Origin of the sequence: Leptospira ellinghausenii, assembly GCF_003114815.1 — a bacterium.
GTDB lineage: Bacteria > Spirochaetota > Leptospiria > Leptospirales > Leptospiraceae > Leptospira_A > Leptospira_A ellinghausenii.
On sequence record NZ_BFAZ01000009.1, the window covers coordinates 472917 to 498564 of the forward strand.

23 protein-coding genes and 2 tRNA genes are annotated in these 25648 nt (G+C 35.7%); 11 read left to right on the forward strand and 14 right to left on the reverse strand.

From position 1 onward, the window contains the following. Positions 1 to 27: 27 nt before the first annotated feature. Entirely contained in the window at positions 28 to 840 is an 813-nt protein-coding gene (locus DI076_RS10675; RefSeq protein WP_100715657.1) for a transketolase, read from the reverse strand. A 9-nt stretch (positions 841 to 849) separates the two neighbouring features. Continuing rightward, positions 850 to 1239, reverse strand: coding sequence for a hypothetical protein (locus DI076_RS10680; RefSeq protein ID WP_108959861.1), 390 nt, complete (start codon positions 1237 to 1239; stop codon positions 850 to 852). A gap of 84 nt (positions 1240 to 1323) precedes the next feature. Between DI076_RS10680 and DI076_RS10685 the strand changes: the two genes are divergently transcribed. Continuing rightward, positions 1324 to 1398, forward strand: a tRNA-Thr gene (locus DI076_RS10685). 12 nt (positions 1399 to 1410) lie between these two features. Further along, a tRNA-Tyr gene (locus DI076_RS10690) sits at positions 1411 to 1492 on the forward strand. Positions 1493 to 1865: 373 nt separating this feature from the next. Here the strand turns inward: DI076_RS10690 and rsgA are convergent. The 6 genes from rsgA to DI076_RS10725 form a co-directional block, all read right to left on the reverse strand. Further along, the gene (gene rsgA / locus DI076_RS10700; RefSeq protein ID WP_108959863.1) at positions 1866 to 2942 is read right to left on the reverse strand and encodes a ribosome small subunit-dependent GTPase A; all 1077 of its coding nucleotides are present in this window, start codon (positions 2940 to 2942) and stop codon (positions 1866 to 1868) included. Positions 2943 to 3068: 126 nt separating this feature from the next. Beyond that, entirely contained in the window at positions 3069 to 3536 is a 468-nt protein-coding gene (locus tag DI076_RS10705) for a hypothetical protein (RefSeq protein WP_108959864.1), read from the reverse strand. Next, on the reverse strand, positions 3533 to 4522 hold the full coding sequence (locus DI076_RS10710; protein WP_245918379.1) for a hypothetical protein: 990 nt from the start codon (positions 4520 to 4522) through the stop codon (positions 3533 to 3535). The genes DI076_RS10705 and DI076_RS10710 overlap by 4 nt, the downstream gene beginning before the upstream one ends. Further along, positions 4523 to 7126 (reverse strand): transglycosylase domain-containing protein, encoded by a 2604-nt coding sequence (locus DI076_RS10715; protein WP_108959865.1) that lies wholly within the window; start codon positions 7124 to 7126, stop codon positions 4523 to 4525. 15 nt (positions 7127 to 7141) lie between these two features. Further along, on the reverse strand, positions 7142 to 8017 hold the full coding sequence (locus DI076_RS10720) for a ChaN family lipoprotein (protein ID WP_217349943.1): 876 nt from the start codon (positions 8015 to 8017) through the stop codon (positions 7142 to 7144). Then, positions 8001 to 8543 carry a glutathione peroxidase gene (locus DI076_RS10725; RefSeq protein WP_108959866.1) on the reverse strand — a complete coding sequence of 181 codons (543 nt, stop codon included), beginning with the start codon at positions 8541 to 8543 and terminating at the stop codon, positions 8001 to 8003. Before DI076_RS10725 ends, DI076_RS10720 begins: the two co-directional genes overlap by 17 nt. Positions 8544 to 8570: 27 nt before the next feature. Between DI076_RS10725 and DI076_RS10730 the strand changes: the two genes are divergently transcribed. From DI076_RS10730 to DI076_RS10745, 4 genes are read left to right on the forward strand one after another with little or no spacing between them, the layout of a single operon-like run. Beyond that, a complete protein-coding gene (locus DI076_RS10730; protein ID WP_108959867.1) occupies positions 8571 to 9437 on the forward strand; it encodes a nucleoside phosphorylase-I family protein in 867 nt (288 codons plus the stop codon). Continuing rightward, positions 9430 to 10428 carry an SPL family radical SAM protein gene (locus DI076_RS10735; protein ID WP_108959868.1) on the forward strand — a complete coding sequence of 333 codons (999 nt, stop codon included), beginning with the start codon at positions 9430 to 9432 and terminating at the stop codon, positions 10426 to 10428. Before DI076_RS10730 ends, DI076_RS10735 begins: the two co-directional genes overlap by 8 nt. 49 nt (positions 10429 to 10477) lie before the next feature. After that, a complete protein-coding gene (locus DI076_RS10740; RefSeq protein WP_108959869.1) occupies positions 10478 to 14215 on the forward strand; it encodes an adenylate/guanylate cyclase domain-containing protein in 3738 nt (1245 codons plus the stop codon). Next, positions 14212 to 16299 (forward strand): adenylate/guanylate cyclase domain-containing protein, encoded by a 2088-nt coding sequence (locus tag DI076_RS10745; protein WP_108959870.1) that lies wholly within the window; start codon positions 14212 to 14214, stop codon positions 16297 to 16299. Before DI076_RS10740 ends, DI076_RS10745 begins: the two co-directional genes overlap by 4 nt. A 15-nt stretch (positions 16300 to 16314) precedes the next feature. Here DI076_RS10745 and DI076_RS10750 read toward each other — a convergent pair whose 3' ends face one another. Further along, positions 16315 to 16656 (reverse strand): hypothetical protein, encoded by a 342-nt coding sequence (locus DI076_RS10750; RefSeq protein ID WP_245918380.1) that lies wholly within the window; start codon positions 16654 to 16656, stop codon positions 16315 to 16317. 116 nt (positions 16657 to 16772) lie between these two features. Here DI076_RS10750 and DI076_RS10755 point away from each other — a divergent pair, with 116 nt between their 5' ends. Genes DI076_RS10755 through DI076_RS10775 form a run of 5 tightly spaced genes read left to right on the forward strand, consistent with a single transcriptional unit; the run spans position 16773 to position 21778 of the window. Beyond that, entirely contained in the window at positions 16773 to 17291 is a 519-nt protein-coding gene (locus tag DI076_RS10755; protein ID WP_108959872.1) for a helix-turn-helix transcriptional regulator, read from the forward strand. 51 nt (positions 17292 to 17342) lie between these two features. After that, positions 17343 to 18908: a peptidoglycan DD-metalloendopeptidase family protein gene (locus DI076_RS10760; RefSeq protein WP_108959873.1), complete on the forward strand. Its 1566-nt coding sequence runs from the start codon at positions 17343 to 17345 to the stop codon at positions 18906 to 18908. Continuing rightward, positions 18905 to 20839, forward strand: a complete 1935-nt coding sequence (locus tag DI076_RS10765) for an ankyrin repeat domain-containing protein (protein WP_108959874.1) — start codon at positions 18905 to 18907, stop codon at positions 20837 to 20839. The genes DI076_RS10760 and DI076_RS10765 overlap by 4 nt, the downstream gene beginning before the upstream one ends. Continuing rightward, positions 20839 to 21273 carry a Crp/Fnr family transcriptional regulator gene (locus DI076_RS10770; RefSeq protein ID WP_100715671.1) on the forward strand — a complete coding sequence of 145 codons (435 nt, stop codon included), beginning with the start codon at positions 20839 to 20841 and terminating at the stop codon, positions 21271 to 21273. Before DI076_RS10765 ends, DI076_RS10770 begins: the two co-directional genes overlap by 1 nt. Beyond that, positions 21263 to 21778, forward strand: coding sequence for a Crp/Fnr family transcriptional regulator (locus DI076_RS10775; RefSeq protein ID WP_108959875.1), 516 nt, complete (start codon positions 21263 to 21265; stop codon positions 21776 to 21778). Before DI076_RS10770 ends, DI076_RS10775 begins: the two co-directional genes overlap by 11 nt. A 1-nt stretch (position 21779) precedes the next feature. On the opposite strand, the gene DI076_RS10780 is transcribed toward DI076_RS10775, so the two are convergent. The 5 genes from DI076_RS10780 to DI076_RS10800 are packed head-to-tail and all read right to left on the reverse strand — an operon-like array spanning position 21780 to position 25638. Then, positions 21780 to 22487, reverse strand: coding sequence for an SDR family oxidoreductase (locus DI076_RS10780; RefSeq protein WP_108959876.1), 708 nt, complete (start codon positions 22485 to 22487; stop codon positions 21780 to 21782). Next, a complete protein-coding gene (locus tag DI076_RS10785; RefSeq protein ID WP_108959877.1) occupies positions 22484 to 23404 on the reverse strand; it encodes a CE1 family esterase in 921 nt (306 codons plus the stop codon). The genes DI076_RS10780 and DI076_RS10785 overlap by 4 nt, the downstream gene beginning before the upstream one ends. After that, positions 23401 to 23925 (reverse strand): hypothetical protein, encoded by a 525-nt coding sequence (locus DI076_RS10790; RefSeq protein WP_108959878.1) that lies wholly within the window; start codon positions 23923 to 23925, stop codon positions 23401 to 23403. Before DI076_RS10790 ends, DI076_RS10785 begins: the two co-directional genes overlap by 4 nt. Further along, on the reverse strand, positions 23915 to 24526 hold the full coding sequence (locus tag DI076_RS10795; protein WP_108959879.1) for a hypothetical protein: 612 nt from the start codon (positions 24524 to 24526) through the stop codon (positions 23915 to 23917). The genes DI076_RS10790 and DI076_RS10795 overlap by 11 nt, the downstream gene beginning before the upstream one ends. Before the next feature lie 5 nt (positions 24527 to 24531). Next, positions 24532 to 25638 carry a DNA alkylation repair protein gene (locus tag DI076_RS10800; RefSeq protein WP_108959880.1) on the reverse strand — a complete coding sequence of 369 codons (1107 nt, stop codon included), beginning with the start codon at positions 25636 to 25638 and terminating at the stop codon, positions 24532 to 24534. Positions 25639 to 25648: the final 10 nt, after the last annotated feature.

Consider the following 25648-nt stretch of genomic DNA (forward strand, 5'->3'; position numbering starts at 1 on the left):
ATGAAAAAGTCAATCGAAACAAAAAGTTTAAGCTAATTCTGCAAGAGCTTGTGCTTCTTGTTCTTTATTTGGTGGAGTACCATGCCACTTTGGATTGTTTTCCATATAAGAAACACCTTTGCCTAATATGGTTCTAAAGACAATCAGTGTTGGTCCACCAGTATGTTGTTTTGCTTTCGCAAATGCAGAGAAAATTTCTTCCATATTATGTCCGTCTGCATTGATCACATTCCAACCAAACATTTCAAATTTCTTATCCAATGGTTCTAACTTCATTACTTCTTCTGTGTTACCATCAATTTGAATGTAGTTACGATCCATAAAGGCAATGAGGTTATCTGTTTTAAAGTGAACTGCAGATTGTGCTGCTTCCCAAGTCATTCCTTCACCACATTCGCCATCAGAAATACATGTATAAATTTTATATGTCTCTTTCTTTAACTTTGCTCCAAGTGCAAGCCCAACGGAAACAGATAGACCTTGTCCAAGGGAACCCGAACTAGATTCAATTCCCTTCATATAACGAGTTGAAGGGTGTCCTTGTAAATAAGAGTTAATATTTCGGAATGTCAACAGGTCTTCCACCGGGAAGTAACCAGAAAGTCCCATGGCAGCATAACGAACTGCACAAACGTGTCCATTGGATAAAATCAAACGATCTCGTTCGGACCATTCTGGATTTTTGGGATCATGGTTAAGAATAGAAGTATAAAGGGCAGCGTAGATATCAGCAAGTCCAAGTGGTCCGCCTGGGTGACCAGAATTAGCTGCCGTAACCATTTTGATTACTTGGATTCGGATATCATTTGCAAATTTCTTTGCGACTTCAATTTTTTCCATGAACATTCCTTAAAGCGGTTTTGATTGAAATAAAAACAGACCGGAGATATAAACAATCGTGTACAAAGGCAAAAAGATGTAATGCAATTTTACATGCAAATTTCGTTTTCTTTTCCATCCAGTGAAACCCATCACGAGCATCAAAACAAGGCTGATCGCAGCAAAAAAACGATGGGTATGAATGACAAAATCAGGTGCTGTTGGATAAATCTGAAACTCAGATATACCACCTAACAAATATTTGATACACAATAAATAAACCGCAGCTGTTAAATTTGAGCCAATCCCAATCAAATTTGCGATTCGATGTTTTGTAATGTCAACTTTCCTAAAAAAATAACCAGTATAAAATCCCAAAATGGATAGGGTCATTAAAGAATTCACAAAAAACAGTGCCATCTAGGGTCATTCTGTGAGAATCCATCACCACTCAAAGAATTTTTATTTGACCTTAACGGCTTTTCACAAAAATTGGATATGCATGCCGCCTTAGCTCAGTGGTAGAGCAGCTGTTTTGTAAACAGCCGGTCGGAGGTTCAAATCCCTCAGGCGGCTCCATGCAACTTCTTCGGGTAGGTACTCAAGTGGCCAACGAGGGCAGACTGTAAATCTGCTGGTTTTACCTTCGAAGGTTCGAATCCTTCCCTGCCCAATCAAGTCTCTACTACCACAATTCAAACTCCCAACTAACACCAAACTGAAGGATTCGAATAGAGGAGATCGTCTGCGACCCATAGGGAGCAGTTTCCGCACGATGCGGAAAAGATCGACGACGGGCCCGCGCGAACGTAGCCAGGATGGCGGAGTGAAGGGTGGGCGAACCTTCCCTGCCCAAACTAAGAAGACTCTTACCACTAACAAATCCCCAACTAACAACCGATTGAAGGATTCGAATAGAACCCGAGCGACTTCGACCCATAGGGAGAAGTTTCCGCACGATGCGGAAAAGATCGACGACGGGCCCGCGCGAACGTAGCCAGGATGGTGAAGGTGTTTTGGATGTTTGAATTAGCTAATTCAAAGAATCAATCTTGTTCCGATTTATTCTTTTTTATGTTCTTCGCAAGTTTACTAATTCTTTTCCAATTTGCCTTTTCTATTGCACTTGCCTTCATAGTTTGTCTATCTTCTAAATAGGCAAATTCTCTTTTCATTTTTAAAAAACTCTCCAACCGTTTCGGATCAAGAGTTCCATTGTGGATCGCGATTTGAACTGCACAACCCGGCTCGTTTTGGTGACTGCAATTGCGGTATCGACAGTTTAAACTCACTTTCTCGATATCATCAAAGACATGCTTCAATCCTTCTTCCTCACCCCAAACTTGTAGTTCGCGCATTCCGGGTGTATCAATGATCATACCACCATTGGAAAGTACGAATAATTCACGATAAGTTGTTGTATGTCTGCCACGACTTCCTAATTCGCTAACTTCATTTACCTTTACTTGTTCCGTCCCAAGGAGAGAATTAATGATCGTAGATTTTCCAACTCCTGATGAACCGAGAAAGGCAATAGTTTTTCCTTTTTGAATGTATTTTTTCAAAATATCGATTCCAACATTCTGAGTTGCACTAAGCGTATAAACATCAACTCCAATGGCGATTGACTCTACTTCAATTTTACGCAACTCAGCTTCAGGACAAAGATCTGCTTTATTTAACAAAATCACTGGCAAAACTTTACTTTCCCATGCGATTGATAAAAAACGTTCGATACGCCTTAAATTATAATTTAAATCTAATCCGGTGATGATGAAGACTGTATCAATGTTTGCTGCAATTACTTGTTCTTCCGTTATTGGGCCAGCAACTTTCCTACTAAAAGCAGTCTTTCTTGGCAAAACTGCATGTATGATTGCTTTCATTTCATTTTCAATTACGGAAGTAACTACCCAATCACCTACTGCTGGGAATTGACTTTTAGTGACGGTATGGAACCGGAATTTTCCTGAAACCTCGCAGTTATATTCTCCATGTTCACCACAAGCTATATATTTTTCTCGGTTCTCTCTGATGATACGCATCGCCAACAGACCTTGGTTTTTGTATTTATCAAAATTCAGTTCAAAAAAAGAACTCCAACCTAAATCCGACAATTGCATGATCATACTCCATCAATAGGCATTTATAGAAATTCACATGTCGCAAAATCCAACACTACAGTTGGAACCATCTTCTTTGCTAATTTTTTTCTAACTAACTTGATACTTCAGGAAAAAAACAACCTTTTAGATCACCCAGTTCAGTAACTTCGTTCTATAAAAAAAATAAGCTCCATCCTTTTTCTTTTGCAACTGAACTCCAAATTGGCCTCGTTTGGAACGAACCAGAGAAACAAAAACCATAGGGTCCACACCTTCCCAACTAACAGAAGGAAAGATTTGTTTTCCTGCGGAATCATAAAAGGCCCACTGAGTTTCTGTTGTTTCCTCTAAAGGTTCTAGGAAAAAAGACTCCAATGTCACTTCACTTTCCAAAACTGCTACACAGTTGGTAAAAGAACCGATTGGATTTCTTCCATACACTTGGATGGGATTTTGTTTACAAAAACGTAACTGGCTCCTAACGTTTGTTTGGAATTCCAACTTTAGAATTTCATCAGGAGTGACAAGGAAATTTGATAATACAGGTAAAGTAATAAAAAGAAAAATGCATATGATGCCGATCAGAAGAAGCTTTTCTTTCAATTGGTTCATAAACTATCCTTTGGATACAACACATTTAAAAACTCGTTCCCTTCTCTTTCAGCGAGGATTCGAATGCTTGCAAAAATAGGTCGTGATGATTGTGTACCATTGGGAGAACAATGATAATGAAGGAGAGTTTCGATCTCATCAAATGGAGATACAAAAAATTTAAATGTAGAACACATCTCTTTCGTTTTTCCTTGTAACACGAGAGATTTACTAGCCTCCAAATCAGCTCTGGGTTTTGCAAAAAAACTACCACTCATTCGAAAATAACGAGCAGATAACTCGTGTTCATTCGATTGACGATAATGGACTCCCATTAGATACAATATATCAGATTTTTCTTGGTCTGTTCGTTCTTTGTCAGAATCGGTTAAAATTTTTTTTAAGAATTCTTTTCCCTGTTCTGTATCTAATTTTAATTCAGATATCCCGATGAATAATGGCGTAAGGAACATACTAGGATTTTCTTCGTAAAGAGATAAAATCACTTTGTATTGTTTGCGTTTTAACAAGAGTATGGAAGAAAATTCATATAATTTTGGCAAATTTCGTTGTTTCAAATGTTCTCGCAATTCACTAGAATTCTCTCCATTTGCCTTTGTAGCCAATACATATGTGGAAGATAATTCTGAAACATTGATTGGTTTATAAATATCAGTAAGTTGGTTCCAAATCCATGAACGATCTTTTGATGGAATAAGAGATGGGAAACGACTTCCTAAAAACAAAGCATCTAATAACTTTGAATGTTTTTTATAGAGAAAGAATAAACGAGAAACAACAGCTTTTTGTAATTTACCACTAGGTTTTTGACTGAGTGCTTTTTCATATAAGGGAATCGCAAATAACGTATTTGTTTGTTCCATTTCATAAGCTTGTTCGTATGCACCATTTGCTAAAAGGGGAAATAATATCCCAGATACAAAATAACTACCAACATACAACACAAAGGCGAATACAAAATTTTGAAACTTCAACAATTGGTACAATTAATACAATCCTTTCATTAAATCCTTATGATCCGAGGAAGTAGATTTATGATCTTCCATACACGGGCCTTCTGGTGGATAATCAGATAAATACAATTCCTGTGTACTCGGACAGGTAGGAGATGCTTGTTTTCCCGATAATGTACAAATTTTGTAAGGTTTTGCATACACTGGCAAACTAAATTGTGTTTTTGGTAAGATACTTTTTTTATCGATTGTGGCAAGAATCTCACCCCAAAGAGGAGCGGCCACTGCCCCACCAAGACCACTTGGACCCATTCCAAATTTTGGATTGTCATAACCAACCCAAACCGCAAGAGATAAATCTGGTCTTGCTCCTACAAACCATGCATCCTTATAATCATTTGTGGTACCAGTTTTACCGATTAGATCTCCCGTATAACCACCGTTTCGTACGCCACTTGCCCTACCACTATCCCGTAATAATGAGATCATCACTTCAGCAGAATCAGGCCGAATTACTTGTCTCTCCTCAGGTAATTTTAATTTAAACTCATCACTTCCTCCTACTTCGTAAAGGACATTCCCTTTGGAATTTTTGATCCTTTGGATTAAGTAAGGGCGTTTGATTGTGCCTTGGTTCACAAAACTTGTAAAAGCAGAAGCCATCTCTAATGGTGAAATCTCAAGTGTACCAAGAGCCAAAGAAAGATCACCGCGAAATCTATTTTTTTTCTCAGTTTCATTTGGAAAAAAGAATTTGGTAAAATACTTTTCTATCCCAGAACTACCGAGTCTTTCTGCAATCTGTACAGCTGCTGTATTTTTGGATTTAACAAGAGCTGTGCGAAGTGAAATTTCTCCATCAAAACTTCCCCCTAAATTTTCAGGAGCCCATTCTTTTCCACCACCCCCACGGTAATACAAGGGTGCATCTAAGATTCTCATGCCCGCATGAATAGACCCTGAATCAATTGCAGACGCATATAACACTGCTTTAATGGAACTACCTGTTTGCCTACGCATTTGGGTAACTCGATTAAACTGGTTCGAAGAATTAAATTCATCTCCGCCATGTAAGAATAAAACCTGTCCAGTATTAGGTTGTATTCCGACAATTGCTGCTTGGATAACAGATTGGTCTTTATCCCCATCTAAATGATCAGGATTCCATACCAACTCATTCAATATTGATATCTCTTCCATCTTTTGGCGAAATGCAAGGTCCAGAGGTGATTCAGGTTTCAACCGTACTCGTCTTTTCTGAATTTTTCCAGAACGTTTGTTTTTGGATAAGTATTCCCTTACAATGGGACCAATCAATTCTTGTGCATTCCGATCGAGTGTTGTTTCTACAGTATATCCACCACTTTCATAAATATTTTTTTCACCTTCAAGAGAAGATAAAATAGCACGTACATGTTCAGTTACATAAGGAGCAATGTCATGACGAGAGCCAAAGACAGTTTCATTTGGAGACCTTGTGGATAAATTATGATAAAAACTAACAAACTTATCTCGGTCCAAATTGGGATAAATGCCACGATTCCTAAACATATTCAAAATGGCGCGAACACGCGTATAGGAATCTTCAGGATTTTTTAATGGTGAATACTTATTAGGTGCTGAAGGAAGAGAAGCAAGTAACACCATTTCCTCTTTCGATAATTCCATTGGATTTTTTTGGAAATAAAACTTAATTCCTTCTCCAAATCCAAAGGCACCATGGCCTAAATAAACATGGTTCATATAGGTTTCGAGAATTTGTTCTTTTGTTAATACTGATTCTAAGGCAAACGCAAGTTGTGCTTCTCTCCACTTACGATTCAGACTTTTACGTCTGTCATCTAAAATGATCCTTGCCAACTGTTGGGTGATGGTAGATGCACCTTGTTTATAACTTAGATTGATAATGTTTTTAAAAAAGGCTCGTAAGATGGCGGAATAATCAATCCCACCATGGAAAAAAAACTTTTGATCTTCTATATTCAATAATATAGAAATCATATCTTCTGGATAATCTTGTAAACTTAGAGTAGAAGTACGTTTTTGGAAAATTTCACTTACAACTTGTCCATTTCGATCCAAGATTTTTGTTGGAATATTTTTTGACAAAGTTTCCAAATACATGGGAACTTCTTTTTTTGTCGCAAGTACACCTGCCACAAAATAAGAAAAACTAACAATGAATAAAAATAGAAGGATCGATGTGACAGTAAAGGCGACACGTAAATAAGAAAACGAAGACGGATTATTTCGAGTGTTATTGTTTCTTCGAGAGAAACGTAAGGGATTGGTATTAAATTTTACATTTTCTTTTTTTGGTTCTTTTTCCCAAACCACTCTCTTTTCAAAAAAAGGTTTTGGTTTTCCACTCGAAGTTTTTGAGGGAGAAGAGTCTTTAATTGAATCTGTGATACTGGGAACTGGAATTTTAAAACTTTGGTAAGATTGTTTCAGATCTTCTTTTGGACTGGGAAGGATTTGAACAATTTCAAATCGATAATCGACAAAATTTAATACAACTTTTTCTGCACAATGAGCGCACGTTAGTTGAAACTTTCCTTCTTTTGGAATGGGTTCCGGCAAACGAGATGCTTTTTGGCAATGAGGACAAAGGTATTTGGGAGAAAGTGCCGACATAGGTTCTCCCTATTCTTATCGGTCGTTTGTTAAAATTACAAAATCAGCGATTTTCACAAAATCTGATTCCTCTTCCCTCCCCTTGGGAAACCCGGATAAAACCATTACAGAATAACCCATTTCTCGTAACCTAGACACTACTCCGCCATTTCGATCGGAATGAAAACGTCCGTTCAAATGGACCACTTTTTTACCAGATTTATGGATTTCGGCGGAAATGGCCTCCGCCATACCTTGGTCCCAGGTAGCTTGGCCAAGAATCATATATTGGAGATTGGTTTTATGTTGGTTTGAATGTTCGACCCCACCAAAAAGATCAGTTAACCTTTGTTTGTATTCTTTGGTGAGATATTTTTCTAAGGTGTAGGCTTGTGGCAAAAAGGTTAATGCAGTAGATGAAAAATCTCGATATGCCAGAAGTCCTTTTTTGGAAATCAAATTTACATACCTACGTGGGGGATTTGCAGCGATCACTTTACATTGGTATTCCTTTGTTAGATTGACAAGAGGCAAATAATCCGTTTTGAAATTTTTCCAATGTACGATGGATGTTAAAAATTGAGACTCCGAGATGGTTCCGTTGAGGTATTCATCCACAATGAATTGTTGGTCTTTTTCCAACATTTCTAGTGATAAACTTACCACATTTGTTGCATATAGTGTACGTAAGAACCCTTCGTAAAACCGATGTAATTCGTGATTATCATGTTCTTCACCAAGTACGATTACATCATATTGTTTTGTTTCCTTGATGATGTCATCCATGGAAACTGTTTCAGAAGTTTTGGTTCGTATGATGTTTAGGTTGTTAGGAATGGTTTGCCCAAACAACCCAAACACAAAAAACGAATATAAAAAGAAAGAGAATGTTTTCTTATAAAATACTTTCAATGGCTGCTTTCAGTTCGACACTTTCAGGTTTTGTGGAAGATGGAAATCGATTCACAACGTTTCCATTTTTATCGATGAGAAACTTTTCGAAGTTCCATTTTACATCACCTTTTTCTTTTGCATTCTCAGTTAAAAATTGGTACACTGGATCTTTGTCATTTCCCAGAACTTTTGTTTTTTTCATCAGATCAAAACTCACCCCAAAGTTAAGCTTACAAAATTCTGCAATTTGAGCTTCCGTTCCAGGTTCTTGTCCGCCGAAGTCATTAGAAGGAAAACCAATCACTTTTAAACCTTTATCTTTGTATGCGAGATGGAGTTTTTCCAATCCTTCATATTGCGGCGTATAACCACATTTAGATGCTACATTGACAACAAGAACGGGATGGCCCTTATAATCACCTAGAGAAATTTCCTTTCCTTGGATGGTTACAGATTTTAAATTATGAAATGACATTTTTTTTCCTCCAGCATACAGATTCAATCCAACAAATAGAAAAATAGCAAACAAAACTTTTCTTTGCATTAGGACCCCCTCCTTCAATTTTAGACTATGCCATCATTGTTTTTTGCAGTTCTTTCCGAAGCAAAACCTTGGATCCAAAAAACAAATGCAAAACCGGTCCACCACTCTGGTAAATTTCGAATCTACAAAAAAGATTCAATGTACATCATCATTTCAGGCATTGGAAAAATTGCAATGGCACTTGCTGTTTCCGAGTTTGCACACCTTTTGCCGAAAGAAGAAAGAGATGAAATGAAAGTTTGGAATTTAGGAATTGTAGGTTCCAATCAACCAAATTGGAAGGTAGGTGACTTCTTTTGGATTCATAAAATCACTGACTTTGTCACTGGGAAGGACTATTATCCAGAAAGGATGACTTCATCTGTATTTCCAATGGAAACAAACCTCACGACATTTGATCGTCCTGTTTCCAAAACCAAAACAGAGAACCAGTTCCAAGTCTTCAATGAAACGGATTTACAATCGGTATCACTTGTTGATATGGAAGGATCTGGATTTTTTGAAGCGGCATCCCTTTATTTTCCTTTGGAAAATATATCGATTGGGAAAGTCATCTCTGATCATTTAGAAGGGAATTTTTGCAAACCAGAAACTGTGGAATCCATAGTAACAAATGTGATGGAACCATTATTCTTTGAATGGACTACCCCTCTTCCTTGGGTGACTGAAGATCCATTTGAAACAAAAATTTGGCCAGACATTTGGAAAGAAGTGAAAGAACTACGCCTAACGGAAACTATGAAACATGATCTTAAAAAATCATTACGATTTTATTTTTTGCGTTATCCAAATACAAAGATACCCATGCCCAACTTAGAACTTGTTCCAAAAATCAAATCGAAATCGGAAGTGAAAACATTTGTGGAGGAATGGAAAAAACAACTCCATGTTTAAATCATTTTCACATATTTATATTGAAGAAGCAGTTGCTGATCACTTTCGGACCAAGGAAATCCTATCCAAATTTCCAAATGCGATCAAAATTCCCATTCGTCATTACAAAGACAGTTTTAATCGTAATTCCCAAAACTTTCGAATCCAAAAACAATCTCCGAAATTGGTGTTAGCCGAAAAAAAAGAACATTTTTTATACCCAGGAAGTGACTTTTCACCTAATTTTTCCCACAAACATTTTTATTACAATACGTTAGCACTCAATTGTATTTACGATTGTGAGTATTGTTACTTGCAAGGGATGTTTCCTTCCGCAAATCTTGTGTTATTTGTAAATTGGGAAGATTTTTTTACGGAAACAAAAAAGTTCTTAGAAAACAATGGATCTTTATATTTGGCACTTTCGTATGACACAGATTTGTTGGCATTGGAATCGTTTTTCCCTGCGACAAAAAATTGGATCCAATTTGCTTCAACGGAACCAAATTTAACCCTGGAAATCCGAACAAAATCTACCAATTTCCAATCCATTGCCCATCTAACACCAAACCCGAATATCATCCTTGCTTGGACAATCAGCCCACAAATTGTCATTGATACGATTGAACATGGAACTCCCTCTTTACAAGCTAGGATCAAAACGATGCAAAAAACAATCGAGGTCGGATGGAAAGTAAGAGTTTGTATTGATCCTGTCCTTAGAATTCCAGATTGGAAATTCCATTACCAATCGTTAGCCGAAACATTAGGGAAAGAACTAAACCCAAACGGAATCACGGAACTCAGTGTAGGAGGGTTTCGAATGAATCTCGATTTTTTAAAACAGATCACTGACAAACGAAAGGACTCTTCCATTTTATTTCATCCTTTTGAAAAAAAAGACAAAATTGTTTCGTATTCAAAAGAAGAAACAGAAGAGATCTTACATGCAATAGTCCCTTCATTAGAGAAACATTTTGATCCTTCCCAAATAAATCTGAGTTATCCTTAAATTTTTCCTTTCCATTTCCTTTCCTTCTCATAGGCTTTGTAGCCTAACTATGAAGAAAACGTATCATTTGGTTGTATCATTCTGCCTTCTCTTCTCCATTTTTTCCTGCGGAGAAGTCAATCGGAACAAGCCAATTGCTGAAAAAGGTAAAATCGACTTGTCTTCATGGGATTTCCTCCGTGATGGAAACATCAACTTGGATGGTGAATGGGAATTTTATTGGAAAGAAACATTAAGTGGCATTCAAATTGAAAAAGAGCTAGGAAAAGAACCTAAGTTCATCTACCAAGTAGTTCCATCGAATTGGAAAGGTGTGGATTGGTTTGGTGAAACACTTGGTGGTTATGGATATGCGACATATAAACTAAAGGTAATTTTTCCTGAAAACACACCAACTTTAGCCTTTCACAATTTGGATTTATCATCTGCGTACCGAATGTACATCAATGGGAAATTGGTTGTGGAACAAGGTAGTTTTGGAATCAATCCAAATTATTTTGAACCTTCCTACAAATCCATCTTAGTGGATCTCGAACCCGTTTCTGGCGAAACCGAAATTGTATATGAAATATCCAATTTCCATTATTCGAAAGGCGGATTTTGGGAAAGTATGGAAATAGGCGAAAGACGTAAGTTATACGACAAGGTAAATCGTAGTTACCAAATCACTTCCTTCTTAGCAGGAAGTATTTTTCTCTGGGCATTGTATCACCTTGGTTTGTTTCTCATGCGAAGGCAAGACAAAGCAAGTTTGTTCATCGCACTATTTAGTTTACTCATTGTTATGCGCCTTCTCACGATTGGTGAGAGGAATATTTTGGACATCATTCCATCGCTTCCGATGTCTGCCCTCATTCGATTGGAATTTGCAACGATTTATATATCAACCATTGTTTTTGCTTATTTTTATCGATTGGTTTTCCCTAAAACTGTGGGGCAAAGGACAATGTATGTTCTTTATACCCTCATCACACCTTTTTTGGTTTCTTTGTTTTTACCTGTCTCTGTTTTTACTTCACAAATACATTATTTTCAAATTTTCCTCATTCTCGTTTGTGTTCGTATCACCATTGCCATAATCATGGCCTATCGTTCCGATACAGTCGGAGCAGGTTTATCTCTCATCGGTTTTAGTTTTGTTTTTGGCACCGTCGTACACGACATTTTATACCAAAACAATATCATCAATACAATGAATATCACTCCTTTTGGATTTTTAGGTTTTATTTTGTTCCAAGGATATATTTTGTCTTATGGATTCACAAGAGCCTATTTATCGATCGAAAAATTAAAAGAAAGTTTAGAAATTTCAAACAAAGAACTCAATATCTTAAAAGATGGACTGGAAGATATCGTTGTTGAGAGGACAAAAGAATTAGAAGTTTCAAAAGCTAATATTGAAAGACTCAATGAATTTGCAAAAACACTCAACACATCTCTTGAGTTAGATAGTATCCTTAACAAAGCTTTCGAATATTTAAAGGAAGAGGTATTCTGTGATTCGATGATACTATTACTTGTCGATTCAGAGAATGGCAAACTCCAATACCACAAAGCGTTAGTTTCCTCCACATCCGAATTACAACTTGAATCTAAATTTCGAGGTGTCAGTTTCCCATTAGATCCAAGCGCTGGTTTGTTTTACCATGTTTACAAACGAAATCGACCTTTTCGATTTGCAAAAGTATGGGAATCACGTTTAAATGAATCCAATCAAAAATTCATCCAATTGATTGGGAAAAATCCAGGAATGATCATTCCTTTGAGTTCACAAGGAAAAGTCATCGCCATGTTGGCTATTTTCAGCGAAAAAAAAGGATCTAGTTTTTCAAAAGCACAATTACAATTAGTAGAGAATACTGCTGAAAACATTGCAACTGCCGTAACAAATTCCATTCTTGTGGAAGAAATGAACCGAGAGAAGTTCATTGCAGATAACGCTCGTTTGCAAATGGAAGATGCCAAAAACGAAGTTGTCAAACTCAATGAATTTACTAAAAAAATAAACTCTGAATCTAGTTTGTCTCAAATCATAGATGAGATGTTTGACTACATACTAAAGAGTTTTGAAATTGAAGCTACACTCATACAATTAATTGATCCCAAAAAAAAGGAATTGTATACTTACAAAACTACAATTCCTACATATGCAACAGAAGAACAGTTACATTTCGCAAAATCCTTTCGAGTTCCATTAAATGAAAGAGGAGGGATCATTTATAAAACGTATTTGCGTAAAAAAACATTATTTGTTCCTAAACCTCCCCAATCATACGAATCTGAGTTAGACGAACAAATTTTTTCTAAGTTAAGTTTAACTTCATTTATTGCGGTCCCACTGGTTGTACAAAACGAAGTGATAGGGATTGCCTATTTTACTTCCTACCAAAAACCAATGGAAGTTACTCGCGAAGTGCTCAGACGTATTTCTGGTTTTTGTGACCAAATCGCGGGTGCAATTCAAAATTCATTATTACTCCAATTAACGGAAGATGAACGAAAAAAATCGGAAAGAGCAAAAGCAGAAATTCAAAAAATGAATGAGTTTGCAAAAACGATAAACTCTCAAAACAACTTAGAAAATATTCTTGCTGAAATTTTTGGCTTCATTCGTAAAAACTATAAAATTGAAAACTGTGTATTGTATTTTCTCGACAAAGAATTCAATGAGTTTCGTTATTTAAATCATTCCGGCTTTGATTTGTTAAATGATGAAAATGTGAATTTTTTTAAAACCCTAAGATTTCCTCTCAAAGAAGAAAGTGGATTTGTTTATAAATGTTACTTACGAAAAAGACATTTTTACATGAAACATGTTCCAAAATCAATGCCTTATCAAATTGACAAACAAATTACTGAAAAATCAGGTATGAAAGGTTTTTTAATTTCTCCATTAGTGAATAATGATGAAGTTGTGGCAATGGCTATGTATGGTATCAATGATGAAACCATACATTTTACCAGTGAAGAAGTTGATTCCATCGTGGGTGTTTCGGAACACATTGCTAGTGCCATCAACAATCACTTTTTACTTAAAAAAATTGAAGAAGAAAAACAAAGATCCGATTCACTTTTACTCAACATCCTCCCTAAAAATGTAGCAGAAGAACTGCAAAAGAAAGGAAGAGTGAATCCTGTTGAATTTGAAAATGTAACTTTACTCATGACAAGTTTTCCTGGTTTCTCTCAAATTACAGGACTACTCACTCCAGAAGAATTGATTGAAGGACTTGATTTATATTTCTCTCGTTTTGATGAGATTATCAAAACAAAGGGAATGGAAAAATTAAGAATGACTGGTGATATGTATTTAGCTGCTGGAGGTTTACCAGTTGGCAACTTTACTCATGCAGTTGATGCTTGCCTCGCTGCCCTACAAATTAAAAACGAAGTGATTCGTATGATGGAAGATTTTAAAGACATTCCATTCAAACCAAATGGCATCACCATTGCAATTCACTCAGGACCTGTTGTTGCGGGAGTGATTGGAAAATCAAAATTCAATTATGATGTTTGGGGAAAAACGGTCACACAAACACAAGCCATCAGACGTGGTGGAGTTGGTGTTTCGATTAACATTTCGCAAGAAACAATGGACAAAGTGAAACGATTATTCCATATCGACAACCAAAGAATGATCAATACTTACGAAGGAGAACAATTCCCTATTTACGAATTGTTAGCATTAAAATCGGATTTAGCAGACGATTCTGGAATCCTCCCAAATGATAAATTTGAAAGACTATATACCCAACAAAAACGGGGAGCAAAAATCCTAATCAAATGATCTATGTTATCTATCTGATCGGTTTTTTGTTTTTAGGAATTCTTTATGGAATCACTAAATTATACAAGCAAAATGAAGAAAACCAAAATACTGTTACCGTCTTAAAATCTAAAATTCAATTACTGAATGAGGAATTAGAAGAAAAAGAAAAAGATCTTCTCTCAACAAAAACGCAGTCAGAAGAATTTTCGAACAAACTTGTTGATTCATATGGCCAACTTTCCGACCTCGATGGCCTCTTGAGAGAAATCAACTCAGCAACTGATTTAAAAGATGTTCTGAGAATACTTGGATTTTATATCAGAGAAAAATTCAAAGTGCCACATTATCTTTTATACGTTTATAAAAAAGAATTAGATGCCTTAGAGTTTTTTCACAGTAACTTTCCAGAAGAACTTTCCGAGTCGGTAAAATTAGAGATTATGGGAAGGACAATCCCTGTTTCCGATTCTTATGTGACTACATATGCACACGCGTATGTTCGAAAAAGGAAAAGAAGTTTTTACATTGAAGACTTTGAAACTTATAAAACAGAAGGTGTGGAACTTGAAAATAAAAAATCAGCTAATCTAAAATCCCTTCTCATTGTCCCACTTTACCTGCGCAATAAATTCATTGGAACACTGGATTTATTAGATTATTCAGGCATATTTTTATTAAATGAACAACAACTCAACCAGATCAAAATCATTGCTGATTACATAGCAGGCACAATTGAAACAGGATATCTTCTTGATGAGTTAAAAACAGTAAACTCCAAAATCCAAGAAGAAAAAGAGAACATAGAATCTAATCGTTTGAAATTGGAAAACCTTCACAAATTCAATCGAAAAATTAATTCCTTTTCTGAAATTGAAGATATCACAAGAGAAGTTTTTAGTTATTTAAAAGCGAATCACCGTGTTGAATTAGGTTTTATCTTATTAGTAGATCCAAAATCCAATACATTAGTCCCTCTTATGGAAGGTGCTGAAGTATTCAATAAAGGATTACTCGTCACAAATTTTCTAAGAACATTCCGTCCTAAATTGATTCCATCCATCGGTTCCCTCTATCGGTCTTTTCAAAAACAAAAACCAATTTATCTGAAAAAATCTTCGCGATGGAAAGAACTAACCCTAATCGATACCTCAATCGTTGAAAGTTTTAAATTAGAAATTTTTGGGCATATACCTCTTGTGGTCCAAGGCCAAACCATCGGGATTGTCTGTGTCACTCGCCTAACAAAAGAAAATCCTTGGACACAAATTGAATTCCAAGAAATCATTTCCTTTTGTGAACAAGTTGCGGGTGCAATTCACAATGCAAATTTGCGAAGAGATTTGGAAAAAGAGAGAGAAAAAACACTTCACTTCATTCGAAACATACTTCCTGGTGATTTAGCGGATGAACTCATTGAACGTGGAGAAGTTGTTCCTATGGAATATGAATCCGTCAGTATATTATTTACTGATTTCAAAAACTTCACAAAAGCGGCAGAATCATTGTCACCGGAAGATTTGATTGAACAATTAGACGGATGTTTTTCCCAATTTGATGATATAGCCGTTAGGCATAATTTTGAAAAATTAAAAACAATTGGGGATTCTTACATGGCTGCTGGTGGAATTCCGCAAGGAAATTTCACTCACCCCGTAGATGCCTGTTTGTTTGCCATGGAAATCAAATCATTTATGACACAAATTCGATCCTTTAAACAGATGTTAGGCCAAGATTTCTGGGAAATTCGAATTGGTATCCACACAGGACCCGTAGTAGCAGGTGTTGTTGGAAAATCAAAATTTGCTTATGATGTTTGGGGTGATGCTGTGAACACTGCAAGCAGGATGGAAAGTTCTAGTGATGCTGGTGAAATCAATTTATCAGAGACTACTTACGATAAAGTAAAACGATTTTTTGAATGTGAATATCGCGGTAAGGTCAAAGCTAAAAACAAAGGGGAAATGGGGATGTATTTTTTAAAACGTTTACGTCCTGAATTTTCAAGAGATCCAGAAGGAATGGTTCCCAACCAAATCTTTTTAGATTTATATAAAAATTTGCAGATCGGAGCAAAAATCATCTACCGTCAAACTGGTTCTTGATTAGATTCCACTTCCTTACGAACCACCCGTTGCAGAACTTGAGTTTGCACTAGAAGAACTACCACCTCGATTCCCTGAACTGGAACTCGATGAAGAACGTCTATTACTAGTTGTTGTGTTTGTACTTGTCGAAGCGGCTGGGCATTTTTCATAACATATTACATACAAAGTAATACAAGATGTTGTTGTTGCAACTGGGTTGTTTAATTGGGGAGCAAGTGCAATGGCACAAATGTACTGTTCTTTCACACACCGATCCATACACTGCATCCGGGTTTCAGAACTTTTTGAATTGGAACAATTGCCAAAAGTAAGGCCAATTCCCAATAAAAAAACGGCAAAGAACAAACGTTTCATGTCAATAGGATCGCATAGATTTTTAACTTTTCCAATAGAGGAAAACCGCAAATGTGGGAATTACCTATGAAACATACTTGATTCTACATTAGAGAAATGTGAAATTGAATCATATGATGGAAACTCGCACCATACGTATCCTTTTTTTAGTTTTTTATGTGATTTCATTAATTGTTTGGATCATTGAAGAAGTATACACTCTTACAAAACCACCTGAATACTTCGACCGATTTCGAGTTATCATCGCAACCATAGAATCATTCATTGCCATTTCTTCCTTCCTTGTTGTTTTTATTTTATACAAAGAACTCAAAAAAGAAGCTGTGGAAAATAAGCAGGCAAAAACACAGATCCATGACTTAAAAAGAACCAATCGAATTTTAAAAAATCCTGAAATAGGATTTTGGGCGGAAGCTAAGGCCCAGATGTTAGAATGGAATTTAACAGAAGCAGAAACAGAGATTGCTATTCTTTTGTTAAGAGGTTTTTCCCAAAAACAAATTGCTGCCGTTAGGAAAAAAAGTCTGAGGACCATCGAAAACCAAACCGCGTCTATCTACGAAAAATCTTCTATGAGAGGGAAACTGGAATTTATTTCTTTTTTCCTTACTCCTCTTTTACCCGAAGAAGACTAAACAAAAAACCTTGACCAAAGTGATTCTTTTTGGTTATTTTAAGTTTGTTTTATGAAAAATCGAAACATAATTTTATTCACATTCTTACTTGTATTATGTAACATTTCTCTTTGGTCCCAAACACAATTAGAAGACCGCGACAAAGAAAGGCAGTCAGACTTAATCAAAACCAATCAAAAAAAACAAGAGGAAATTCTCCAAAAGTATAACGAATTTGTTTCTAAAGTACAAAGCAGATTCCCTGGCCTTAAAATTTCCTCTTCCCCCATTGATTTAAAATTAGCAGAAGGGATTTCTGACCATAATAGTGCACCAGGAGCCACTGATAAAAAATCCAAGTCAATTAGTGCTGTAGCTTCTGATCATTTTTATTTACAACTAGAACCGAACAAGCAACCTAACACGCGTTCGCAGATTAAAGTAAAAAAAGGGGATCCTCTCGAAGTAGTATTTGTTTTAAAACAAGATGTAACAGAAAAAAAAGAAGGTTCTCATTGGGTATTGGTGCGAACAAAATCAAAACAAGAAGGATATACCACCCAAGACTTATTACAACCAACAAAACCAGCCGTAAAATCCAGAAATACAGAAGGACTCTCTTTAGATGTATCTTCCATACCTTCTAGAACCACAACCGAACCAACTAGCATAAGTTACACGGACTCGAAAAAAGGAAAGGAACTGTGGGTTAACGCTAGTTCTTTAAACATGAGAGGAGAACCCGATGTGAACGGTTATGTAATCGCAAGGTTACCAAAAGGAATCAAAGTCACCGTTCAAAGTTCCACATCAAACGAAGAAACGATCGATGGAATCTCCTCGAACTGGTACCAAGTTTCTTCTGCTTATGGCAATGGTTGGGTGTTTGGTGGTTATTTAAGTAACTCAGAAGTTGTCTCATACGAAGTGTTACCTGGAGAAATTTCATTTCCGCAAGAGAATCCGGATGATTTAAAAACTGGAGATAAACGTTACGTTAGATCGACAAATTTACGAATGAGAGATGAACCTAACGAATACGGCTCTGTCGTTACTTCTATCCCAGGTGATGAAAAACTTAAAATATTAGATACCAAAAAGGAAATCGAAACGATAGGTGGAGTTAGATCTAAATGGATTTATGTCAATTGGAATAATGAATGGGAAGGTTGGGTCTTCGGTGGATTTGTTTCAAAGGAACGTGGTCCTCTCGTTGATACTGATGATATCTCAAAATACTTTCAGATTCCTGTAGATAACGACCGCTATGTGTCATCGAGTTTCGGAACACGCGTAGATCCTGTTACTGGGAAAATTGGCGCCTTCCATTCGGGTATTGATTTACCCGCTCCAGTGGGAACACCTATCAAAGCTGTGAGCGAGGGAAAGGTATGGCGAACAATTACAACTAGCGGTGGTTATGGGATGTTAACAATTATTAGCCATAAAAATAACATCTATACTTATTATGCACACCAAAGTGACAGGCAAGTAAAAGAAGGTGACACCGTCCGCTCTGGCGATATCATTGGTCTAGTAGGAAACACCGGAAAATCAACAGGTCCTCATCTCCATTTTGAAGTTAGGAAAGGCCCAGACCAACAAGCATTGGATCCAGGAGCATATTTACCCAAATGAAATCTAAATTAAATCTTATTTTCTTTATTCTGATTCTATCGTTCCAACCTTATTTGTTAGCGGAAGAACCTTTGCCGACTTCAACAGAAGGTTCACCTAGTTATGATATGGTACAAATTCTATTAAAGGGAAATCAAAAAGAATTTGAAAACGCAGTGACAAATGGTGGAGACATCAATGCTTCAGACGATTCTGGAAAATCACTCCTCATTTTAGCAGTTGAAAAAAATCGAACAAAACAGTTTGAGTTTTTATTAAACCAGGGTGCTGATTTAAACAAACGTGATCTTTCTGGAAAAACATTATTACATTATGTTGTTACTTCCAAATTCACCAACCAAATCAAAACATTGGTTGAGAAAGGTGCAGATCTAAATGCTTATGATGCTGATGGAAATACTGCTCTACATGTTGCGATTTTAAAATCAAACTTAGCTGTTCAGAAGTTACTTGTGGAAAGTAAAGCAGATGTAAATCTCAGAAACAATCCACGAAAATCACCCATTTATTTGGCATTTGAAAAAGGAAAAATAGATTCAATCAACTTTCTCTTACAAAATGGTGCTGATATAAACTTACCTGATTTAACAGGTCGTACACCTATTTTTGTAGCAATTGAACAAAGAAACATAAAACTGCTAACTCTTGCCTTAGATGCAAATGCCAATCCAAACTCAGAAGATACAAAGTCCATTCGACCCATTGTATTTGCCATTGAAAAAGGTTTCACCGCGGGAGTGGAAACCTTATTAAACCGAGGAGCAGATGTCCATTCCAAAACATCTGAAGGTGAATCGTTATTATTTTATTCTGTTGATAAAAGAAACCTAGTTGTAACTAGTTTATTAATCAAAAAAGGACTCAATGTTGATTCCCAAAACACCAATGGAAAAACGTTGTTTGAAATCGCATTAACTAAAAACGATTCAAATTTATTAAAACTGGTGTTAGATGCCGGTGCAAATCCAAACCAAACACTATCAACGAATAAAAACCCACTGGAAGAAGCAATTGACAGTTCTAAATGGGCCATTGCTGAGTTATTGATCGAAAAAAATGCAGAGATTCAATCGCCCAATCTTTCAGGTTATTTACCCATCCATTTAGCTTCTAGAAAACCTGGAATCAAAATCGTAGACCTCCTCTTGAAAAAAGGAGTTCCCGTTGATATCGTAAATGCAAAAACAAATGAAACTGCATTGTCACTTGCACTAGATAACAAACAATTAAATATCGCCAAACTCCTATTATCTAAGAAAGCAAACCCAAATCATCAACTAAAGGATGGAGTTGGTTTAATCTTTTCTACTATTGAAAGAAAAGATGCCGAAGCGTTTAAATTACTAGTATCCAATGGTGCAAATTTATTAACGCTAAACGATGAAGATGAAAATCTAATCACTACGGTTTGTAAATTAGAGGTAGATAAAAAAGAACAAAAGTTTGTTGATGAAACTCTTAAATTATTGATTAGTAAGGGTGTAAACCCAAATGCAAAAAACAAACGAGGATTAAGTGCTCTTCACATAGCGCTCAATCGTAATCGAATCGAAACCATGTCAACTTTGTTGACAATGGGAGCAGATCCTAACCTAACAGACAATAATGGATTTTCGATATTACACAAAGCGATTCAAAAGTTTTTAACTGCAAAAGATGCCAACCAAATTGAACTGTATAAAAAATTAGTACTATTCCTAGTGGAAAGACGTGCGAACCTCAACCAACAAGATAAATTAGGGAAAACTATACTTTCCGAACTGGCAATTCAATTTGATCCTGGTAAAAGTGATCCCATTTTGGAATTGGCAAAAGTCCTGGTTCTAAATGGCGGAGATCCAAAGCTAAAAGATAAAAATGGCAAGTCTGCATTGGATTATGCTGATGAGAAAAAAATTCCAGAACTCTTAGAAATTTATCGCGGTCTTTAATGTCCATTCCTAAAAAAGATAATCGTATCAACATATTCGACTTCGTTAATACAGTCCCAACAAAGACATTCAAACGAGGTGAGATCATCGTAAGAGAAGGTGATCCATCAAATGAGAAAATGTATTTTATATTGAGTGGTACTTTGTCAGTAGGAATGGGTGCACCCGACCAAGGAAATTTTCATGAAGTGAGAAAACTTTCCACAGGAGAGTTTTTTGGGGAGATTGCACTTATTTCTGCACATCCCAGAGCAATGACAGTATTCATCGAATCTGATAGAGCACAGTTAGGAATTCTCGATAAACAAAATTTAATTCGAATTGCAAATTCAAATCCAATGTTTGTCTACGCACTATTACAAACTTATGTAGAGCGACTCATTGAAGCCGAACAAAAGTTAAAGGATCTAACCGAGGCGAGTGATGGGACTTAAAGAATCTCTAGCCAAACTCAGTATGATCAATATCAAAAGAGGAGAAGTCCTTTTTAAGGAAGGAGTTCCTTCGAATGGAGCTATGTTCTTTTTGTTTGAAGGCCAGTTAGACATTTATAAACAAATTGAAGGCAAACACACCAAACTAAGAAGTATATTACCTGGTGAATTTTTCGGAGAAATGGCGATCATCAACAATAGCCCAAGAGCAGCATCAATTGTAGTGGTATCTGAATCGGCAAAACTTGGTATCATCAATCGTACTACTTTTGTGCAAATGAGTCAGGAAAGTCCTGAATTTTTATTTTTATTACTGAAAAAAGTAATCGAAAGATTATATGAGACTGATGGAAAAATTAGAGCAATCAAAAGAAAACAAGATGAAGACTCAATGATCTCCAAAGTTGTAACTGTGTCGAATCCTGATTCTGAATCAAATGGAGAGAATCAAGGGGTAGTACCTTTAGAAACATTCACAGATGATGCACAATCGATTGGTGAATGATTTATAATTTGAATTTTTTTCTTTTAATTTTGAATATTTCTGGCCTAACAACGATTTCAGGAACTACAAATCCAGATTGATCCAATATTAAATGTTCTACCACATAAGCTATTTGGTCTGGTAACAAATATGACTTTGGATCTTGATCTGGTTCTATACTCAAATGATTATAAAAATCTGTTTTTGTAATATCAGGTATTACTAAGTGTACCTTTACTGAATATTTTCGAAGTTCATCAAATAATAATCGAGCATATTGATGGATTCCAGCTTTTACTGATCCGTAAACGTTTCCCCATGGAGATATTTGATCTCCCGAAATTGAACCTATGAATACAATTCTACCTTCATTTTTTTTTAGAATACGTGTGAGAGAACTGGTTAAGATCATAGGTGAAGTTAAATGAACTTGCACCATTTCTACTATTTTTTCAGGAGATAATTCTTCCACGGGTGCAAAGTATGCAATCCCTGCACTATGGATTAACAAAGAAATACGATCTTTCTCAGTTAGTAAATTTAAGATCTTGGGTATTGAATTTGGATCACTTAAATCACCTTTTATTAAATGAAAATCTTCATATAACTCTTGGCATTTTTCAGGATGCCTACAAATTCCATATACGATAAAGTCCATTCGGAGCAATTTTTTTGCAATAGCGAGTCCAATGCCTCGTGACGCTCCTGTTACTACTGCAACCTTTTTCATTTTAAGCTTTCCATGAATTCCCATACCAATAAGGAAGCATCAATTACCTTAGTCGTTTTTCCTTGGTTGATAAATGGAATCATTGTAGTTTCTCCTGGCCAACTATGTCCAAGACCGTTCAATTGAATCAATTCAACAATTTTATTATTTGAACATTTAGTATACCTTTCAAATTGAATCTGAATACTATTTCCATCTTCCACAAAATCCTTAGTCGATTTGGTAAGAGTATCATCGCAACGATTCCATTCCTTCCATCTAAATATACTATCTGTAACTGAAAGAATTTCCTTTCCATCTTTTACATAACCGCCACTAAAAGGAACCAATGGATCTTCAGTGCCAGCCATAATGGCAACAGAGACAGGCACTGTGGTATGTTTTTGTTTTGATTTTAATAACGCCACGGAAATCTGAGCAGCCACACTCATAACCCCTCTCCATAGTTCGGATTTTTCAATCGCTAATCGTTGGGCCATAAATCCACCATTGGAATGACCAACCAAATACACATAATGTTCGTCAACCGAACCCTCAGAAATTATACGTTTTACAATCGATTCTATAAATAAAACATCGTTGATTGAAGCTTCATCAGCAGGAGAGCTACCTCTTCCATCAGCCCAACTCCTCTTATATCCATCCGGAAATAATACAATAAATCCTTTTGAATCTGCAACCTCATTCAACTTAGTTTGTTTCATCATCGTAATCCCAGTACCGAATCTACCATGAAGTGCAACTAACATCGGTATTGGCATACCATTCCAATTTTTTGGGTAATGTACTGTGTATGTGCGCTTCACTCCATTTAATTGGAAGTAATCATTTTTTTCATTGGGTTTTAATTTATAAAAGTAACCCAGACAAGAAAACAATGTAATTAGGCAAAAAATCCCGACTTTAAATTCTTTCATTGAGTCATCTCCAATTTGGTTACCTCAAGAAGTTGTTCTTTGTAAATTCTGTTTGGCCAATTGGTAATCATCAAAATTACCACAGGAATCCCTCTCCATTGATCCATACCTACGGAATATTCATTTTCAAAAAGGATTTCATCCGATCGCGAATAACGGAATGTCAGTGATTGTTCTGTCCGAATATGGGATGGAAAAATACCACCTGAAAAAAATGTAAGGAGAAACTGCACTTTATGTAAAAAAGGATATTGATACTTCGGGTCTTTTTTTTGTAATATCACTTCCAAAGAAGATGAGGCAGACTGGTCCTCAATTAACCCTTGTTTCTTGATATAATCTAAAATGATTTCTTTTTCCGATTCATATCGATAGAAACCTGTAAAAAGAAGTCTGACTCTCTTTTCTTCTATTTTAAGTTTGTTACGATTTTTGGAAGTGACTGGATCGGAAAAAGCAGCACAGTTTATAAAGATCAAAACAGGAATTAAGATTAGAATTTTTTTCAAATTAAAGGTCATGTTTTGCATCTCCTAAAAATTCCGAAACTTTTTCCGTTAAAATAGATTTCCACTGGTCTCTGTCATCTACCCACATAATTAAAATAGAGACCCAACCAAAAACACGGTAAGACTCGATTGGGTATCGATATTCTCTTTCAATTTTCCCATTTTTTTTGAGACGAAATAAAAGATAATCATCATCTCGATCAATATCAGGAACAACAAAGAATGTACTAACAGCTAAAAAACGATTTGCTAAGTACAATAAAAATCGATCTTGTTTTCGTTCCGCTAAATATGAAACAGGCTCAGTTGATTCCCCCAAAAAAAATTTAAACTTTGGACTGGACTCCAATATGATTTGTAAGTGTAAATCTGCTTTCGTTTGATCATAATAACGAACAGAAGAAAATTTACCGGATTTTTCTAAAGCAGATAAAATGTAAGTTACACGCCTCCTATCAAGTTCTTCATCCCAACCAATTAATTCATAACTAAGTGATCGATTGTAAAATTCTTCGTTTAATTCAATTTTTCGCCGTTCGCTGGAATAAAAGACTGAACATGAAATACATAAATTCAAAATTATAATTAATACTTTTAGCTTCATTTTTTTCATTTTTATTAACCATTTAACAAATCAAATTGAGAAGTTTTACAATCATTTCCATTGATAACAATCGTGATACTATGTTTTCCAGGATAATACACCCTGGTTGTGATAGGTTTAAAAGAATGTTTTTTATGAATTTCAAAGTTCTCTTTTGATTTTAGTTTCTTTTCACCTAACTGGAAAACCTTTTGTCCAAGTTTACCATTTGCTAACAAAAAACCAATTTTATATTCTATCCTAATTTTAATGTTCTTTGATGAAGGATTAAAAAAACTTATATGAAACTCCAACGAATCGCCAATTTTGATTTTATTTTTTTTCAAAGATAATTTAAAATCCCCAGGCATCCACTTGGTATCATATTGAAAAAATGATAATGCCCTGACATCTGCTTTTTTAAGTAAACCTCGTAATGCATGTTTTAAATTCTTATCTAAACTTTCCGAAACACCAAACTTATTTTTACAAAAATTAAGTACGATATCAGGTTCAATTTTTGAAATATCATTCAGATGATTGGATACGCTCCTTCGGACAATTTCATTTTCATCATTCCATAAGTTTTCTAAAATATTCATATGGATTTCAGGTTGTTTTTTGATTGCAGGAATTCCAATGCCCCAAGGTAAGATAGGCCTACTTCCTTCACTTGCTAATCTTCTCACGAATGGTTCTTTGTGGTTTGACCATTTTTCCATTTGTTTTACTGTTTTATCAAAATGATTGATGTAATAAAATCGAATCGCAAACTCGGCACTAGAAAATACAGTCGTTTTTTCTAATATTCTCATAGAAGATTCAAAATCATCAATTCCTGATTTTACTACGATATCATTCAGAAAAATATATGGAAAATTAAAATCACCAACACCTTGTTTTCTTAACAATTTGATTAATTCCAAAAGTTTTGGCTCAATTTTGACCAAGGGATCGTTCCAAAAAAATAAAAATGTATCTGCGATACGATTGATTCTTTCTTTTAGTTCGTAATTTTTCCATGGAGATTCCATGAGTTTTTTTTGGAAATCGGAAGCTTTAATCTTTGTATCGATCTGAGAAACGACAAAACTTAAATTTTGAATCCACTGAGTTGAATAAATTTCTTTTAATGGTTCCATTGTTAACGCA

Bases quoted from the DNA above. Each gene is read 5' to 3' on its own strand.
- DI076_RS10675 (WP_100715657.1), bottom strand. From the start codon at position 840: ATGGAAAAAATTGAAGTCGCAAAGAAATTTGCAAATGATATCCGAATC.
- DI076_RS10680 (WP_108959861.1), bottom strand. From the start codon at position 1,239: ATGGCACTGTTTTTTGTGAATTCTTTAATGACCCTATCCATTTTGGGA.
- rsgA (WP_108959863.1), bottom strand. From the start codon at position 2,942: ATGCAATTGTCGGATTTAGGTTGGAGTTCTTTTTTTGAACTGAATTTT.
- DI076_RS10705 (WP_108959864.1), bottom strand. From the start codon at position 3,536: ATGAACCAATTGAAAGAAAAGCTTCTTCTGATCGGCATCATATGCATT.
- DI076_RS10715 (WP_108959865.1), bottom strand. From the start codon at position 7,126: ATGTCGGCACTTTCTCCCAAATACCTTTGTCCTCATTGCCAAAAAGCA.
- DI076_RS10725 (WP_108959866.1), bottom strand. From the start codon at position 8,543: ATGCAAAGAAAAGTTTTGTTTGCTATTTTTCTATTTGTTGGATTGAAT.
- DI076_RS10730 (WP_108959867.1), top strand. From the start codon at position 8,571: ATGCCATCATTGTTTTTTGCAGTTCTTTCCGAAGCAAAACCTTGGATC.
- DI076_RS10735 (WP_108959868.1), top strand. From the start codon at position 9,430: ATGTTTAAATCATTTTCACATATTTATATTGAAGAAGCAGTTGCTGAT.
- DI076_RS10740 (WP_108959869.1), top strand. From the start codon at position 10,478: ATGAAGAAAACGTATCATTTGGTTGTATCATTCTGCCTTCTCTTCTCC.
- DI076_RS10745 (WP_108959870.1), top strand. From the start codon at position 14,212: ATGATCTATGTTATCTATCTGATCGGTTTTTTGTTTTTAGGAATTCTT.
- DI076_RS10750 (WP_245918380.1), bottom strand. From the start codon at position 16,656: ATGAAACGTTTGTTCTTTGCCGTTTTTTTATTGGGAATTGGCCTTACT.
- DI076_RS10755 (WP_108959872.1), top strand. From the start codon at position 16,773: ATGGAAACTCGCACCATACGTATCCTTTTTTTAGTTTTTTATGTGATT.
- DI076_RS10760 (WP_108959873.1), top strand. From the start codon at position 17,343: ATGAAAAATCGAAACATAATTTTATTCACATTCTTACTTGTATTATGT.
- DI076_RS10765 (WP_108959874.1), top strand. From the start codon at position 18,905: ATGAAATCTAAATTAAATCTTATTTTCTTTATTCTGATTCTATCGTTC.
- DI076_RS10770 (WP_100715671.1), top strand. From the start codon at position 20,839: ATGTCCATTCCTAAAAAAGATAATCGTATCAACATATTCGACTTCGTT.
- DI076_RS10775 (WP_108959875.1), top strand. From the start codon at position 21,263: ATGGGACTTAAAGAATCTCTAGCCAAACTCAGTATGATCAATATCAAA.
- DI076_RS10780 (WP_108959876.1), bottom strand. From the start codon at position 22,487: ATGAAAAAGGTTGCAGTAGTAACAGGAGCGTCACGAGGCATTGGACTC.
- DI076_RS10785 (WP_108959877.1), bottom strand. From the start codon at position 23,404: ATGAAAGAATTTAAAGTCGGGATTTTTTGCCTAATTACATTGTTTTCT.
- DI076_RS10790 (WP_108959878.1), bottom strand. From the start codon at position 23,925: ATGACCTTTAATTTGAAAAAAATTCTAATCTTAATTCCTGTTTTGATC.
- DI076_RS10795 (WP_108959879.1), bottom strand. From the start codon at position 24,526: ATGAAAAAAATGAAGCTAAAAGTATTAATTATAATTTTGAATTTATGT.
- DI076_RS10800 (WP_108959880.1), bottom strand. From the start codon at position 25,638: ATGGAACCATTAAAAGAAATTTATTCAACTCAGTGGATTCAAAATTTA.